Source organism: Companilactobacillus hulinensis, assembly GCF_003946555.1.
GTDB classification, from domain to species: domain Bacteria; phylum Bacillota; class Bacilli; order Lactobacillales; family Lactobacillaceae; genus Companilactobacillus; species Companilactobacillus hulinensis.
The window spans coordinates 1-14,188 of record NZ_RHOO01000013.1 but is presented as its reverse complement, the minus strand read 5'-3'; the positions used below and the strand labels follow the sequence as shown (position 1 = coordinate 14,188).

Below are 14,188 nucleotides of genomic sequence, written 5' to 3'. Positions count from 1 at the left end.
TAAAAATATTGGGGAATGGGGAAATAGCATGAGGTTTCAACAATTAAAGCGTGATCCAAACGCCATAATGAGAAAAAAATTATATAAATCAGGGAAAAACTGGGTTGTTAAATCAACCCTGGCCTTTGTAGGTGGAGCAGTATTATTGGGGACTTCAACATTTAATACTGTTAAGGCAGATGCAACAAATACGGTCACTGCGACAGATACAGCGACAACGCATTCTGCAACAAATGCCGATGGGACAACTTCGAACCTTTCTAATAATGATAAGACTTTACAGCAAACTTCAAATGTCGCAGATACATTCAACTATACAATTAATTATGTTGCTGTTGGCGGAAGTCAAGATGGTCAAATTCTTAAGACGGTCACAGGTACGAATGGTACTGATGGAGAATCAGTCGCAGTTCAATCTCTTCAAGACATGGGATTAACTCCAGATGGATATGACGTTACTGAAGTTTATTCAGATAATTCTTTGAGCACAGTTTCTGCTAGTTTAACTTTAAAGTCTGGCCAAGATAGTTATGATGTTTACGTTAAAAGTTCAGCTGTAAGTAAACCTGAAGCCGAAGTACAAATTACGCCAGCTTCTTTAGCCACTCCGAGCGCTGATGAAATTAAGACAGAGGAACCCACTGAAGCTGATACTGCTTCTGATACGACTAAAGCTACAGTAACAGCAAATACGGATGATTCTACTAGTACAAAATCAGTATCAGATGTTAGTAATGATTACAGAGTATTAACAGTCAACCGAACAGATGCATCTGGTAGAGTACTAAGTCCTACTGAGATTAATGTTCCATTAAAACCAACCGAAGATAGTTATTTTGATACTTTTTCAAGTATTCATAATTTGTCATGGACTGATGTTGATTGGAGTAAAACCAAATTAAACGGAAATGTTGTGGAAGCACCATCAGATGATTCACTAACAACTTATATTAGTAATTTAGTATCTGATCCAGGTAGTTTACCAACTTCAGGAACTACGCTTGATGTTGTATATAAAACTAATGCACTTAGCTATACGATTGAATTTAGAGGTGGAAGGGAACAAGAGATATTTTATTCAGATCCGACTGAGCGTTATGGAATGTCAGGTGATAATGTGGCAATTAATGATTCTTTGAACACATTTGGTGTATTTCGTGCTGGCTATGCGGCGGATGCAGGGAATTATTCGATTTATCTAGATAGTAATCAAACAACGCCTTATGTTATTGATGTTCCAGAACTTAATTATTATCGTATAACACTTGATCAAACTAATACAGATGGTACTAGGCGTGTGTCTTTAGCTACTATCAATGTTCCAATGTATGGTGCAATTAATCCTGATGAACTTGAATCAGAATTAGATAAAGTGGATGATGACGGGGTTGATTGGACAAATACAACTCTAGCTGGAAATTTGGTAAGTAATCCTGATAATTTGAGTTTGAAAGATTTCGTTCGAAAAATTGTAATGTCAAAAAGTGCCGAATCATTGGCTCTGGCAGATCATGTAACCTCTACAAGTGATGATTTAGCACTAAAGGGAAATAACATATTAGATGTTAATCCTTCAAATTATGTGCACTATTTTCTTTACTATAATTTTGATGGGGCCAGTTCTGAAGATAATTTTGTGGATGAAATTGCAGATGACCATATTGCTCCAGTTGGTACCATAATTACATCAGAAGATATGCCTGTACTGCATTATTCTGATATGGAGCCAGCTAAGGGATGGTCAGTACCGGGATATTCTCTTTATGTGCCTAAAAATGCAAAATTTACTATACTTAAGGGAAAAACAGAGTATACCATCGATATTCCAAAAATTACTGCGCCATATTTTAAAGCAACTATTGAACAACAAGATAAGAACGGAAAGAAAATCAAAGATGATGTCAACGTAGATATACCTATATATGCAGGACATAGTTCAATATATGATATTCATAGTTCTGATTTGTTTTCCAATGGGAAGCTGCGATTAAGTGATTCTACATACAGTGATTCAAAAGGTACAGATCAATCACTAATACAAGAAGATTCTTCTATAACGGATCAGTCGGATGCAATCAAATTTATTAATAGCAAAATAGATGAATATTACATTATGTCACGTACGCTTGCTCGTGATCACGCAACTGACCATGACAACGACGGAACAGTATTTTCAATGAATCTAGTTTTGAAATATGATCCATCACCTATAACCGTGAATATTGATGAAACAGATCCAGCCAGTACAGGCGATTCACAAGACAGCTCATTTGATATTCCATACAATTCAAGTACAGACACAAGCGGTTGGACGAGCAAAGTTACAGACAAACCAGTTGATTGGGCTAATTCATCATATGAAGTTAAAAACAGTAATGGAACTACACAAACAGTTAGTTTAGATAATGTTGCCAATGGAACAAGTCTGAACGATTATATGTCTGATTTTGTTAAAAATACTATCCTTGGATCAGAAACTACGAATGCGGCCGATGCTGGTAAGACTTATACTTTTGATATTAATTATGCAGCAAAAATGAATTATACGATTCACTATATATTAGAGGGTCAAACAAATGATATAACAGATACTGGGAGTGATTATGTTGGGAGCACGCTACACCCCCAAACCTTGAATGAAATGGATAAAGTCGTACCAAAATATGCAGCCAATATTGTTAATGTTAATTCTGGTAGTACTATTTTAAAAAAGGATGTTCATGATTATTATGTTACTGTTCCGGCAACACTTGATGAAGACTTTGCTGAAGTTAAGATAAATCAACAAGATAAAGAAAAAAATCCTATACCGAATAGTGAAGCATTTGATATACATATTCCTCTATATGATGGAAATACTGTATTATTGGATGATGATGTTTTAAATACAAATGCAGTTAAAAACTATAAATTAGATTTGGATGCATCAACAGTGACCGTTCCTAATGGTGATGATTACGATTCAGTCGCTATATCAAATGGCATGAATATTATGAAAATACCAGTAGATGCGGCTAATATTGTGAAGTTCATTAATGAATTAGCCATAGTTACAAGTTTTAGACAGTCGGGTAGGGCTAAGATAGATTTAAGGTACGATACAAAGAAGAATCATTATATGTATACATTCAATTTAGTTTATGCACCTAAAACAGCAACCTACAATGTAAGATATGTATACAAAGATGCAGACGGAAAGGTCCGTGAATTATACAAGGATCCAGCGGATCATACCAGTGATGTTGGACAACCAGTTGAGACTAAGACTCTAGGTAAATTCGGACCAGATGCAGTCAAATCAGGGTATGCTGCAGGTAATGTCGATACTACACAAGTAGTGTCAGAATCAGATGGGGAAAAGATTACATATGATATTAATGTTCCAACAGTTGATGACTATTACACTCTAACCATTAAAGGAAAAGATTCTAATGGTGCTGATGTTTCTGAAACTGTCAGTGTTCCAAGATACGGTTCTGCTAGTGCTAGTGATATTCAAACGGCAGTCGATAAATTCTCAACTGATCATCTTGATTGGAAGAGCATGGGAATTGATAATCAAACGTCGTTGTTAGATTACGTATCAGGTTTGATTGCCGAAGAAAATACTGATTCAGCTGAATTAATTAAGAATGCTAATGCTACAACTGACACTACTCCAGCTACTACTAATCAAACACTTAATTTGGCCTATAAAGAGCAAGTCACATACACTGTCAATTATGTTGCAGCCGATGATAATCCAACTATTTTGTATTCAGATAGAGTTACTCATACAGGAGATGTGGGAGATCCAATAGAAGTTACACCACTAGGAAAAAATGTTAAACCTGGATACGCTGCAACAAGTATAGGTGCAGTACCAAATATTATTGCAGATAAAGATACTTATGATATCCAAGTTCCAACAGTTGATGATTATTACAAACTAACAATCAATGGGAAAGATGCGGATGGCAAGGATTTCTCCACAAGTATTAGTATTCCAAGATACGGTTCAGTCGTTGATACAACAGTTCAAAAAGCTATTGATAGTTTATCAAGTGAACATATAGATTTGAGTAATTTGAAATTGAATAATGAAACAATTAGTAATCCAACATCATTAGGTAGCTATATTAAAAATTTGATCAATAAAGAAAATGTCGATTCCATAAATTTGGCTAAGAATGTCAGTACAACAACTGATACTCAACCAACTATTAATCAAACTTTGGATGTTGGTTACAAAGAGCAAGTTATATACACCGTCAATTATGTCGCTAAAAATGATATAACAAAAGTTCTATATTCAAATAAAGATACTCAAACTGGTGATGTGGGAGATCCAGTAGAAGTCGCACCGCTAGAAACACATGCTCAACCAGGTTATGCCGCAGGTAGTGTTGATACGACGCAGAAAGTGGTATCTGGTCAAAAGACTTATAACATCAGTGTTCCAAAAGTAGATGACTATTACAAACTAACAATCAACGGTAATGGAAAATCTGAAGAAATCAGTATTCCAAAATATGGAAATACTGCTGATAAAGATGTTCAAGATACTGTTTCAGCCTTATCAAATCAAGATGTCGATTGGTCAAATGTGAAAATTGGCAATACAATAGTCAAATCATTAGATGATTTGGTTAAATACGTTGCCGACAAAGGTAATGAATCCAAGAACTTAACACCAGATTCTGATTCAGACGATTTAGCAACTACTGATGAAACTTTAAACTTGTCATATCTTGCACCGAAAGTTAACTACACCGTTAACTATGTGACAAGTGATGGCACAACAATATATTCTGACAAATCTCAAGCAGGCAGAGTTGGGGATAAGGTTACTCTTCCAACAATTACTCAATTGGTAAAAACTGGAACTTTGAATAGTAAAGTTGCAAGTCACAAAGCAGATAGTCCAGCAACTATCACTTTGACTGATAACGATACTTACACTGTCTCCATTCCAACAATCAGCGATTACTTAACTTTGAATATCAATCAAACTGATTCAAACAAAAAACCTTTAACAACTGTATCAGCAAATGTCCCAATGTATGGACAGACTTCAACGGATGTGAAAGGTTTGTCTGATAAGAAGGTTGATTGGAATAATTCAACAGTTGATGGTAAGAAGTTGAGTGATTTAGTAAATACTTACGGATTATCAACAGACACCGCAAATTTGAGTGACTTGGTAAAAGCTATTTTGACTGATGCTAATGAGAAGTCAGCATTATTTGCGACAGATACCAACGAAGACGATTCAAAAGCCGGAAATGTTATGGACTTGAATGTCCAATACAAAGCTGACGAAAACAACGATTCTGGTAACAACACAGGTTCCAATACAGACGAGTCCAACAATAACGGGGAATCTGATATAGTAACAATAGTCAAGAAATCGCAAGATGTTGCCACAACAACCAAAGTCGTTACTTTGTACAATGTCAAAGGTGAGATAGTTCGTAACCGTGCTCTAGCAGTTAATTCAGGTTGGTATAGCGATGAAGAATACACTCTAAATGGAGTGAAATATTACCGTGTAGCCACTGGAGAATTTGCGAAAGCTAGTGATGTATACGTCTACGAACCAATGAAAAAGTCATATATCAAAGTTTATGATGATCAAATTGGCGATTTGATAAATTATCTCGGTGATTCGGTCAAGAATCGCTCGCTCGCACCATCAAGTGAATGGGTAACTGACAGATATGCGCTTATCAATGGTAATAAGTATTATCGTGTTGCCACTAGTGAGTTCGCAAAACTTGATCAAGTTTATCTATATCAGTACACGGACAAAGTAGTCAGGACAAATAGTAATATTGTTCCTGTGTATGATGAACGTGGAAATAAGCTGAACGAAACTTTACCAGCTAATGCATCCTATAGAGCCGATAGAATCGTAACTATTAATGGACAGCAGTATTATCGTGTTGCTGTGGATAAGTTTGTTAAGTTTTCAGATGCATATTAGATAGTAAAATAAAAATGGAGATGCAAGTTGCATCTCCATTTTTAATGGGTAGTTATTTTTTAATAGTTGATTATATAAAATTGGCAGTGGTTGGATATTGTTGTTTAGTTTAGTATTATCGTATGATAAAACCAGAATTTATAATCTAGAAGCAAGCAAGAAAATATTTATATGATTTGAATTATGAAGTTAGGGCCAATATATTTGCTAGAATTTCATATATACATGATCAAGGATTGCTAGTTGCTTTTAAAAAAACAAATGGTAAAAAAACTAGAGAAAAATTTATTTGAAATTAGAACAACGTCATCAGATGGAATTCAGAGAATGATTTATTTTAAAAAGGTTAGCTTTGAATAGTTATTATTAGTGGGTTCACGAAGAAGTCTCAGAAAACACCTGTGAAAGAGTTAAAACATGCTAAAAAATTGAGAGATAGTTATCTCGAAAAGGAGAGAAGAAATGGAAACATATAAATTTGATGATCTTCTTAAGCAAGAAATGAAAAATCCTAAATTTAAAGCAGCGTTTGAAAAGGAATATGATAGATTATCCACACTAAAGGATTCTGATAATTATACAAATGTTACAAAATATGATTTTAGAGTTTCAGAATCAAATGATAAGAAAAAAAGGTTGTAAAGTTGTTTTTAACCAAGAGCGTAATTAATAAGTACACAAAAAGGAAGCCAATCGGCTTCCTTTTTGAATATAACTAGTTAAAGGCACTGTTAATATCAGTATCACCGCTGATAATTGTGTATTCCTTCTTAATTGTATGTGGATTGGTAATAATTGCGGCTAATGACTTAGCAACGTCGACTCTTGGAATAGAGCCAGCTTTTTCAGGATCAAGCACATCAATCTTGCCAACGGAATCATCATTATTTAAGGCGCCTGGGTGAAGGATCGTGTAATCAAGGTTAGTTCCACGAAGATGTTCATCTGCGTAATGCTTAGCAATCATGTAAGGCTTGATACCAGAAGCAGCCCACTTACTACGATCATCACTGAAGATTGAACTGACCATAACATAGCGCTTGATACCAAGGGCTTCACTGGCAATCATAGTCTTGATTGCACCATCAAGGTCGATTTCCATAGTTAGGTCATATCCAGCACCACCGGCACCAGCGGAGAAGACAATGACATCTGCCCCAGAATCCTTGATCGACTTGCCAATATCCTCAAGTGAAGCAGTTAAGTCGATGAATTGTGTGGGGATGTTGTTAGCTTGATAGGCGTTAATTTGTTCCTGACTACGCAAGCCAGCGACAAAATCAATATTGTTTGATTGCAATTCGCCAATTAGAAGATGTCCTACTTTACCATGGGCACCAATTATTAGTACTTTCATGTATAAAATTCCTCCTTTTGATATGTTACTGTTATAAGTAACCATAACAATATTCATTATATTTGGCTACTGATATGTATTGTATATATAATAGTGGCAAAGCAGGGAGGAGACTAAATTGAAAATATTAGGAATCCTAGCATCACATCAAGAACACGGTATCAATGCCAAGCTGTTGGATGCAGTATTAGACAACGTTGATCCTGGCGTTGAAACAGAGACAATTTTTCTTGAAGATTACGATATCACTCCACATAAATATCATGAGAAGAATGAAGTTCTCGATGAATTATCAGAGAAGTTAGCTGGAAGTGACGTCTGGGTCTTCTCAGCACCAACATATTGGCGAGAGTTGTCAGGAGTCTTGAAGAACTTCTTCGATTGTATGCGACCTAAGTTTGTTTATTTCAAAGAAAATGGTGATACAATTCCAGGCCAATTCAAGAATAAGCATTATTTGAGTATTTCATCATGCTACGTCTCGACACTTGAGAACTTCGTTACTGGAGTGACCGATGATACTTTCAAGACAATTGATCGTGTCATGTCAGCCGCCGGTGTCATCAAAACTGGCGAGATAGTTCTGCCAGGAACATTCGGTATGAAAGAAATACCCGAAAGTAAATTGAGATTGTGCGCAAAGTACGGCCACAAGATTTCTCAAAAGAAACGAAAGGATGATTCTACCTTGAAAAGATATATTCAGCTATTCTTCATGATTGCCGTGATGGCGTTGATTACAATGGGAATTCAGTTACCATTGAAGAACTTAATGCCCGATAATTTCTGGACCAATTATATTAGTTTCACGATTATTTTTTTCGTATTATTGGGGTCGATATTGCACTTCGTTACATTTGTTAAACATCGTAGAAGATAATGGTTGTTTGATGATGGATGTGCTATATTATGAGTGTACAAAAAGAGGGATGTTATCCGCATCCCTCCTGATAGCCTAGTGGTGGCTAAATATATTATTGATTTAGTAGATCGTTAACCTTCCAAAGTTAACAGCGATCTACTTTTTTGATGCATTCTTAAACTCACGCCATGTTTTGGTCAGCAACATTACTGACTTTAGGAGAATATAACATCCCAAAGTAATACCAATAAGTTGTATGATCACCAACATTGCAGCGTCAAGAACCGTAGTCAAGGCCACTCCTTTAACTCGCTATCACATATTATTATCTAATGAGGAACACTGGAAGCGACAATAAAAACGCAAACTAAAAAAGCCGACTGAAAAAATCAGTCGGCTTAACTATTACAATGAATTAATTCATTTGGTCTACTTGGTCCAATACCTTATCGTAATTAGGTTCAGTAGCTTGCACCTTGAGAATCTCTGAATAAAGAACTTGCTTGTTTGTGTCCACAACCCAGACAGAACGTGCTAGAATACCTAAATCGGGAATAAATAATTTGGATTTTTCACCGAAGTCATGATTGACATCAGAGAGCATCAACATGTTCTTAACACCTTCGGCTGCGCACCAGTTTGATTGCTCCTCAATAGTATTCTTTGAGATAGTAACAAAGTTGATTTCAGAATGTCCATCGATCTCAGTATTGAAGTGCTTCGTTTGAAGACTGCAGATACGAGTATCAATATCAGGAACAACACTGATCAACAATGGCTTGTCTAACAAGCTATCGAGTGTAACTTTGTTGCCATCCTTGTCCAATGCTGTGAAGTCAGGGAATTGTTCACCTACACTGACAGGAGTACCAATAGTAGAAACTGTTTTGCCTTTGAAATCTAAGTCCATAAAAATTCACACCTTTCCGATAAATTACTGTTAATAGTTTCATTATAGTTTAAAATGGATTGAAGTCCTATAAATAAGATTGAAGGGTATATTGTTTTGGGGAAGAATTTAATTTACAAAAGAAGATCGATTCGTTCATTTAGCGACGAAGATGTATCAGACAGTTTAATAGAAGAAATAATCAAAGATGCAAGTCATGCTCCATCATGGCAGAACTCTCAGCCATGGCATGTCTACGTTGCTAAAGATGACGTCTTGGATCGAATCAAAGCTGAATATAAAACAGCACAAAGCAATAATTTGCCTAGTCATACAGATATAACGACGCCACATCGTGCTAACCGTTCAGAGTTGTCACTGCACAATATTGAAGAGTGGGGTGAGTCGGTTAAAGAAGCAATTGGAGAAGAAGGTACACAGTTGCCGGAATTCCAAGAAGCTAGAGCTGATATGTTCCACGCTCCAGTTATTGCCTATCTCACTACTAGCAACCAAGCTAGTGAGTTCACGTTCTATGATATGGGTGCTTTTGGTCAAACTCTGATGCTGTCGGCAACTAGCTGGGGTATCGGGACTATTCCTGCGTATGCCTTGGTTGCCCATCCTGATATTTTAAAAAAAGAATTGCGTATTCCTGATGATCAAGAGATCGTTGTGGGAATTGCTATGGGATATCCTGACGAGAGTAAGTTGAATTGTATTAAGACTGAACGAGCTGAAGTTTCGGATATACTAGATATTCGTAAATAGTGGGCCTACGGTTAAAAGTGAAGATCCGCTATGGGACCAACTTCAGCCGAAGAGCGGTCTGAAGTTTCGATTTTGAACTCTGCATAGACCGCAGATTTCAAAGGTCGTCCAGTTATGTATGGCAAACACCGCCTTACATAACTATCACAGCTGGATTATTATTTTCTACCTCCGGCTTTTTCGTACTGGGTTACTTGGCTATTTAGTTACGTATCTACTAATATTTTTTAACTATAAGTAATAACATTAAAATTAATTCAAATAAAAAAGATTGACCTCAATTAAAATTTGGTCAATCTTTTTTTCGTTCAAACTATATTATTCCATCATTTTCTTGATAACGGGAATCTTACCTAATTCACCGATATTTTCACCTGAAACAACAACGGTATTAGTAGGTGAGTTAGCCAATTCTTTGAAGGCTTCGATACTTTGGTTCTCGAAGTATCCTGTTTTTGCTTGGTTAAGTATGTCATTCATCTGTGAGATACGGTAGTTTTCAGCGTCAGCACGTGTACGTGTGGCCTTTGCTTGAGCATTGGCGGTCGCAATCAGAGCGTCGTTCTTAGCTTTGGTTGTAAGTTCGATACTCTTAGCTTCACCTTCGGCTTTGGCGATGGCGGCAACACGTTCACGGTCGGCCTTTAGTTGCTTATCCATTGAGTCTTGAATTGAAGCGGATGGTTTCAACTCGTCGATATTGATACGATCGACGTTGATTCCGTATGTATTAGTTAGGTCACCAATTGCGGAAGCTAGTTCTTGGTTGATCTTAGATGTTGATCCTAAGGCCTCGTTCAAGTCCATACGTCCGATAATATCACGTAAGTGTCCACGAACAAGCTGTGACATGGATTCAACTGAATCAGTATTCTCATACTTGTACTTAACGGCATCAGTTGTGTGATAGTTAAGTGTCAAACTGGCACGGACTTCGGCATTATCCTTAGTGATAATTGCGTAATCTGGTAGTCGTAATGGACTCATAGCCAAACTGACTGAGTAGATTCTTTCTATTATAGGTATGTAGAAGTGTAGACCCGCTTCAACGCTGTGGTGGTATTTCCCCAATAACTCCACAAGACCCTTGTGATTTTGATGAATGATTTTTATCCCGAACATATATATTAACCTATCCTTTTAAATTTGTTGTTTGTTTTATTTAACTTGCTGAAGGGTGAGGATGTTGCCTGTTGCTCCGAGAATTGTGTATAAACCTGCAGGATCCACTGGGGTGGAGTCGGCGATGATATAGCGGTAGTAAATACCACTAACCTGAACTAATCCACTTTCTGTTAATATGTCGCTCCCTTTTATAGTATGTCCCACAAATTGCCGATTTTCGAAGGTTGTTTCTTTTGTGTTCTGTTGTAAAAGATGCACAATATACTTATTGACACTTCGATTATCAGCTTCAGCTTTCGCAGCAATTTTTTTGTAGAGATCCTCATCTAGACGTAGCAAGAATTTTTTATCTGCCATGCCTTCATGATATCACTTTGATATAGTTAGTGTTAATAAATTATGTTAATTGAGGAAGAAAAGATGCACTTAGTCGGGAATAATGTAATTATTAGGAATTTTGAGGAGAAGGATTTCGATTCCTTCTATAGATTAGTTAAGAATAAAAGCAATCATGATCTGTCGGGGATGGAATATTCGACAGATATTAATGAAGCTAAAGAAATATTCAGTAGGTATATGAAGATCAAGGGCTCATATTGTATAGCGCTTAAACCCAATTCATTAATGGTAGGAATTATTGAGTTGAATGAGCGTGGAGTTACGGGTGGATTAGAGAGGACCAGAGAACTCGGCTTTATAATAGAAGAAAAATATCGTCGTCAAGGATTAGCTAGTGAGGCTGTTGACTTGATGATTAACTATAGTTTCAATGAATTAGAGCTGACAGAACTGTGGGCAGCAGCTGAAAAAAGCAATGTTGCACCTCAAAAACTGCTTGTCAAACATAATTTCAAATATATTTACGAAGTAAAACAGGAATTCACCTTCTTCGGTGGGGAAGACAATGTCATCAAGTACTATCTGCTTAAACAATAATTCCACTTCTTGTAAAAATTTCTTAATAAATACGAACTTGTAGACGAAATATACATGCTAATATAGTAGTCGGTAAGGAGATAATAGACTGATTTTTAATGAGAGGTTTGTCGATATGAAAAGAAGACAAAGAACTAGAAAAAGTCTCACATTAAAAAAGCGAATAGTCGGTTATTTTGCAATTGCCGTAATTGTTCTCGGAGTTGTTGGTGGTTTCAGTGTTAACCATGTTATCGCTGAGTCTACTAATAACTCTGGAGGGTCAGTTGCCCGATCTGAAGCAGTTGTCGCTAATAAGGACAGCGGTACTATGAGCGGGGCTGATGGCTCAACAGCGGACGTGGTTTTATCTAGCGATAACACTGGTAATAATACCGGTGCTACAACAAAAGATACAAGCTACACTCCATCGGTAAACATAAATAACATGTCATCTTATCCGCAAACGGGAGACGCGCACGAGTACGGATATGTTATTATGGGCTTCTCGATTCTGATTGGCCTATTCGCTTTTTATATGAAGAAGAACCACCGTTTCACCACTGATTAAGGGTTACAAAAAAGTTCAGATTCCGAAAATTCACTTTACGAAATATGGAGTGTACAGGACGGAAAATCTGATAACATAGTAACCGTAATCAAGAAGAACTTAAAAAAAATAATTTTCTTATATCAGGGAGGATATAAACATGAAATTATCAAAAAACGTTTTAGTAGGTAGCTTAGCTACAACAGGTATGATTTTAGGATTGGTTGCTCCAGCAACAACAGCATTTGCTGCAAAGACATCAGGTGTTGTGGATCCAACTACAGGTGCAGTTACAAAGTCAACTACAACTGATGCAAGTGGTATGGAAGATGCAGGTACATTAGGAGCAAAGGATTCTAAGTTAGCAATTGCTTTTGATGATGCATCTGGTGTAGAAGGAAACATGGGATCTGCAGAAGCTTCATCAACAGCTAATGTTCAAGTTATGTCAGGTATTTTAACACTTGATGCAGTTCCTAACTTTGGATTTGGTAATGCAGCTGCAGGATCAACTGTTAAGCTACAAAATAATGACAAGAGTACAATCACAACAGATGGTGCTGATGGTAATGAAGATGGTTTACTACAAGTAACTGAATCACGTTCAGCTGCACCTGGTTTTACTCTTACAGCTCAATTACAAGGATTTAAAGACAAAGATGGAAACGCTGCTGGTGGTCAATCAGATGACAAATATGCACTAAACTTATCAGCAATGGATTTAAAGAATGGTACTGATGACAATGTTTCAGTAGATCCAGTTAACCCACTTAAGACAACTGGTGATGCAATTACAACAGGAGCTGCTGGAAATGTTATGGATCTTGCAAAGAGCTCATACAAGACTGGTGTAGTATCAGCATTGTTCACAAACCCTGATGACGCAAGTCTATATGTTCCAAAGGATGCTACAGATGGATCAAAGGCAGAAGTTAAGTCATTAAGTTCTGTAATCACATGGACTTTAACAGCAAAACCTCAAGATAAGGTTGTAACTGGCGGTGAAGGTGCCTAATTATTCCTTTAGACATTTAGGTTGATAGAATAACAAAAAACCACTACTATCAATATAGTAGTGGTTTTTACTTGTAAAAAATGTCATTATATAACTAGTATCAGTAGTTCAGGGAGGATAATTATGAATAGTAAATATAAAAAGTTTTTGATACCAGTATTTTTGGTTGCATCCTTTATAGCTATGTTTTCTGTTGGAATCAAATCTGTGCAAGCCGCAACTTCTGGAGAGTATGCTCTTAAGACAGTTGGTGAGTCAACTGATAATGTTGATTTAAGTGGTGGGTCGTATGTTGTTACCGGTGACCCTGGGCAAAAGATTAAAGTGAAATTGGGTGTTTACAATAAAGCATCTGATAAAAGAAATTTTCTTGTAAATGCTAATACTGCGTATACTACAGATAATGGTGCATTAGCTTATGATAAAACAAAGGTTAGTGATCCAAACCTTAAAGTTCAAACTCGTAAATATGTATCGCCAAATTCTGCAGCTTTTACAGTTCCTGGTAAAACAACCGCAACTCTAACGTTTACTGTTACGATTCCTAAAGAAAAGTATTCAGGATATTTAATGGGGGGCTTTAATGTTTCTCCATCGTGAATTGTAAAATTAATCCGAACACCTAATCAAAAAAAAATACCCATAGTAAATGTTTTACAATGGTAGTGACTAAACAGACCATGAAAGAAGACATTTACTATGAGCATATCTACTTTAACACAGTATCACCGTGGTGCCA

At 36.5% G+C, this 14,188-nt stretch carries 13 protein-coding genes; 9 read left to right on the top strand and 4 right to left on the bottom strand.

Annotated elements, in window-relative coordinates:
* Positions 1-28 precede the first annotated feature (28 nt).
* The 3 genes from EKM66_RS07750 (at position 29) to EKM66_RS07740 (ending at position 6,607) form a co-directional block, all read left to right on the top strand.
* A complete protein-coding gene (locus EKM66_RS07750) occupies positions 29-5,965 on the top strand; it encodes a KxYKxGKxW signal peptide domain-containing protein (RefSeq protein ID WP_125763312.1) in 5,937 nt (1,978 codons plus the stop codon).
* 261 nt (positions 5,966-6,226) lie between these two features.
* On the top strand, positions 6,227-6,325 hold the full coding sequence (locus EKM66_RS12925) for a hypothetical protein (RefSeq protein WP_125763310.1): 99 nt from the start codon (positions 6,227-6,229) through the stop codon (positions 6,323-6,325).
* 102 nt (positions 6,326-6,427) lie between these two features.
* Positions 6,428-6,607 carry a hypothetical protein gene (locus EKM66_RS07740; RefSeq protein WP_125763308.1) on the top strand — a complete coding sequence of 60 codons (180 nt, stop codon included), beginning with the start codon at positions 6,428-6,430 and terminating at the stop codon, positions 6,605-6,607.
* A 73-nt stretch (positions 6,608-6,680) separates the two neighbouring features.
* Here EKM66_RS07740 and EKM66_RS07735 read toward each other — a convergent pair whose 3' ends face one another.
* The gene (locus EKM66_RS07735) at positions 6,681-7,322 is read right to left on the bottom strand and encodes an SDR family oxidoreductase (RefSeq protein ID WP_125763306.1); all 642 of its coding nucleotides are present in this window, start codon (positions 7,320-7,322) and stop codon (positions 6,681-6,683) included.
* A gap of 118 nt (positions 7,323-7,440) precedes the next feature.
* Between EKM66_RS07735 and EKM66_RS07730 the strand changes: the two genes are divergently transcribed.
* Positions 7,441-8,202: a flavodoxin family protein gene (locus tag EKM66_RS07730; protein ID WP_125763304.1), complete on the top strand. Its 762-nt coding sequence runs from the start codon at positions 7,441-7,443 to the stop codon at positions 8,200-8,202.
* A gap of 397 nt (positions 8,203-8,599) precedes the next feature.
* On the opposite strand, the gene tpx is transcribed toward EKM66_RS07730, so the two are convergent.
* Positions 8,600-9,094 carry a thiol peroxidase gene (tpx, locus tag EKM66_RS07725; RefSeq protein WP_125763302.1) on the bottom strand — a complete coding sequence of 165 codons (495 nt, stop codon included), beginning with the start codon at positions 9,092-9,094 and terminating at the stop codon, positions 8,600-8,602.
* Between the two features lie 96 nt (positions 9,095-9,190).
* On the opposite strand from tpx, the gene EKM66_RS07720 reads away from it, so the two are divergent.
* Positions 9,191-9,844 (top strand): nitroreductase, encoded by a 654-nt coding sequence (locus EKM66_RS07720; protein ID WP_164505090.1) that lies wholly within the window; start codon positions 9,191-9,193, stop codon positions 9,842-9,844.
* Positions 9,845-10,162: 318 nt separating this feature from the next.
* Here the strand turns inward: EKM66_RS07720 and EKM66_RS07715 are convergent, their stop codons facing one another.
* Complete coding sequence (locus EKM66_RS07715; RefSeq protein ID WP_125763298.1) at positions 10,163-10,966, bottom strand: SPFH domain-containing protein; 804 nt, start codon at positions 10,964-10,966, stop codon at positions 10,163-10,165.
* 36 nt (positions 10,967-11,002) lie between these two features.
* Entirely contained in the window at positions 11,003-11,326 is a 324-nt protein-coding gene (locus EKM66_RS07710) for a toxin-antitoxin system HicB family antitoxin (protein ID WP_125763296.1), read from the bottom strand.
* A gap of 42 nt (positions 11,327-11,368) precedes the next feature.
* On the opposite strand from EKM66_RS07710, the gene EKM66_RS07705 reads away from it, so the two are divergent.
* From EKM66_RS07705 to EKM66_RS07690, 4 genes are all read left to right on the top strand, one after another.
* Positions 11,369-11,905, top strand: a complete 537-nt coding sequence (locus EKM66_RS07705; protein WP_125763294.1) for a GNAT family N-acetyltransferase — start codon at positions 11,369-11,371, stop codon at positions 11,903-11,905.
* Positions 11,906-12,020: 115 nt separating this feature from the next.
* Positions 12,021-12,455, top strand: a complete 435-nt coding sequence (locus EKM66_RS07700; RefSeq protein ID WP_125763292.1) for an LPXTG cell wall anchor domain-containing protein — start codon at positions 12,021-12,023, stop codon at positions 12,453-12,455.
* A gap of 139 nt (positions 12,456-12,594) precedes the next feature.
* A complete protein-coding gene (locus EKM66_RS07695) occupies positions 12,595-13,449 on the top strand; it encodes a WxL domain-containing protein (protein WP_125763290.1) in 855 nt (284 codons plus the stop codon).
* 123 nt (positions 13,450-13,572) lie between these two features.
* Entirely contained in the window at positions 13,573-14,049 is a 477-nt protein-coding gene (locus EKM66_RS07690; protein WP_125763288.1) for a WxL protein peptidoglycan domain-containing protein, read from the top strand.
* The last annotated feature ends 139 nt before the right edge of the window (positions 14,050-14,188 follow it).

Coding starts and splice junctions, on each gene's coding strand:
- tpx (WP_125763302.1), bottom strand. CDS start 9,094: ATGGACTTAGATTTCAAAGGCAAAACAGTTTCTACTATTGGTACTCCT.
- EKM66_RS07690 (WP_125763288.1), top strand. CDS start 13,573: ATGAATAGTAAATATAAAAAGTTTTTGATACCAGTATTTTTGGTTGCA.
- EKM66_RS07715 (WP_125763298.1), bottom strand. CDS start 10,966: ATGTTCGGGATAAAAATCATTCATCAAAATCACAAGGGTCTTGTGGAG.
- EKM66_RS07705 (WP_125763294.1), top strand. CDS start 11,369: ATGTTAATTGAGGAAGAAAAGATGCACTTAGTCGGGAATAATGTAATT.
- EKM66_RS07710 (WP_125763296.1), bottom strand. CDS start 11,326: ATGGCAGATAAAAAATTCTTGCTACGTCTAGATGAGGATCTCTACAAA.
- EKM66_RS12925 (WP_125763310.1), top strand. CDS start 6,227: ATGGTAAAAAAACTAGAGAAAAATTTATTTGAAATTAGAACAACGTCA.
- EKM66_RS07750 (WP_125763312.1), top strand. CDS start 29: ATGAGGTTTCAACAATTAAAGCGTGATCCAAACGCCATAATGAGAAAA.
- EKM66_RS07735 (WP_125763306.1), bottom strand. CDS start 7,322: ATGAAAGTACTAATAATTGGTGCCCATGGTAAAGTAGGACATCTTCTA.
- EKM66_RS07695 (WP_125763290.1), top strand. CDS start 12,595: ATGAAATTATCAAAAAACGTTTTAGTAGGTAGCTTAGCTACAACAGGT.
- EKM66_RS07740 (WP_125763308.1), top strand. CDS start 6,428: ATGGAAACATATAAATTTGATGATCTTCTTAAGCAAGAAATGAAAAAT.
- EKM66_RS07700 (WP_125763292.1), top strand. CDS start 12,021: ATGAAAAGAAGACAAAGAACTAGAAAAAGTCTCACATTAAAAAAGCGA.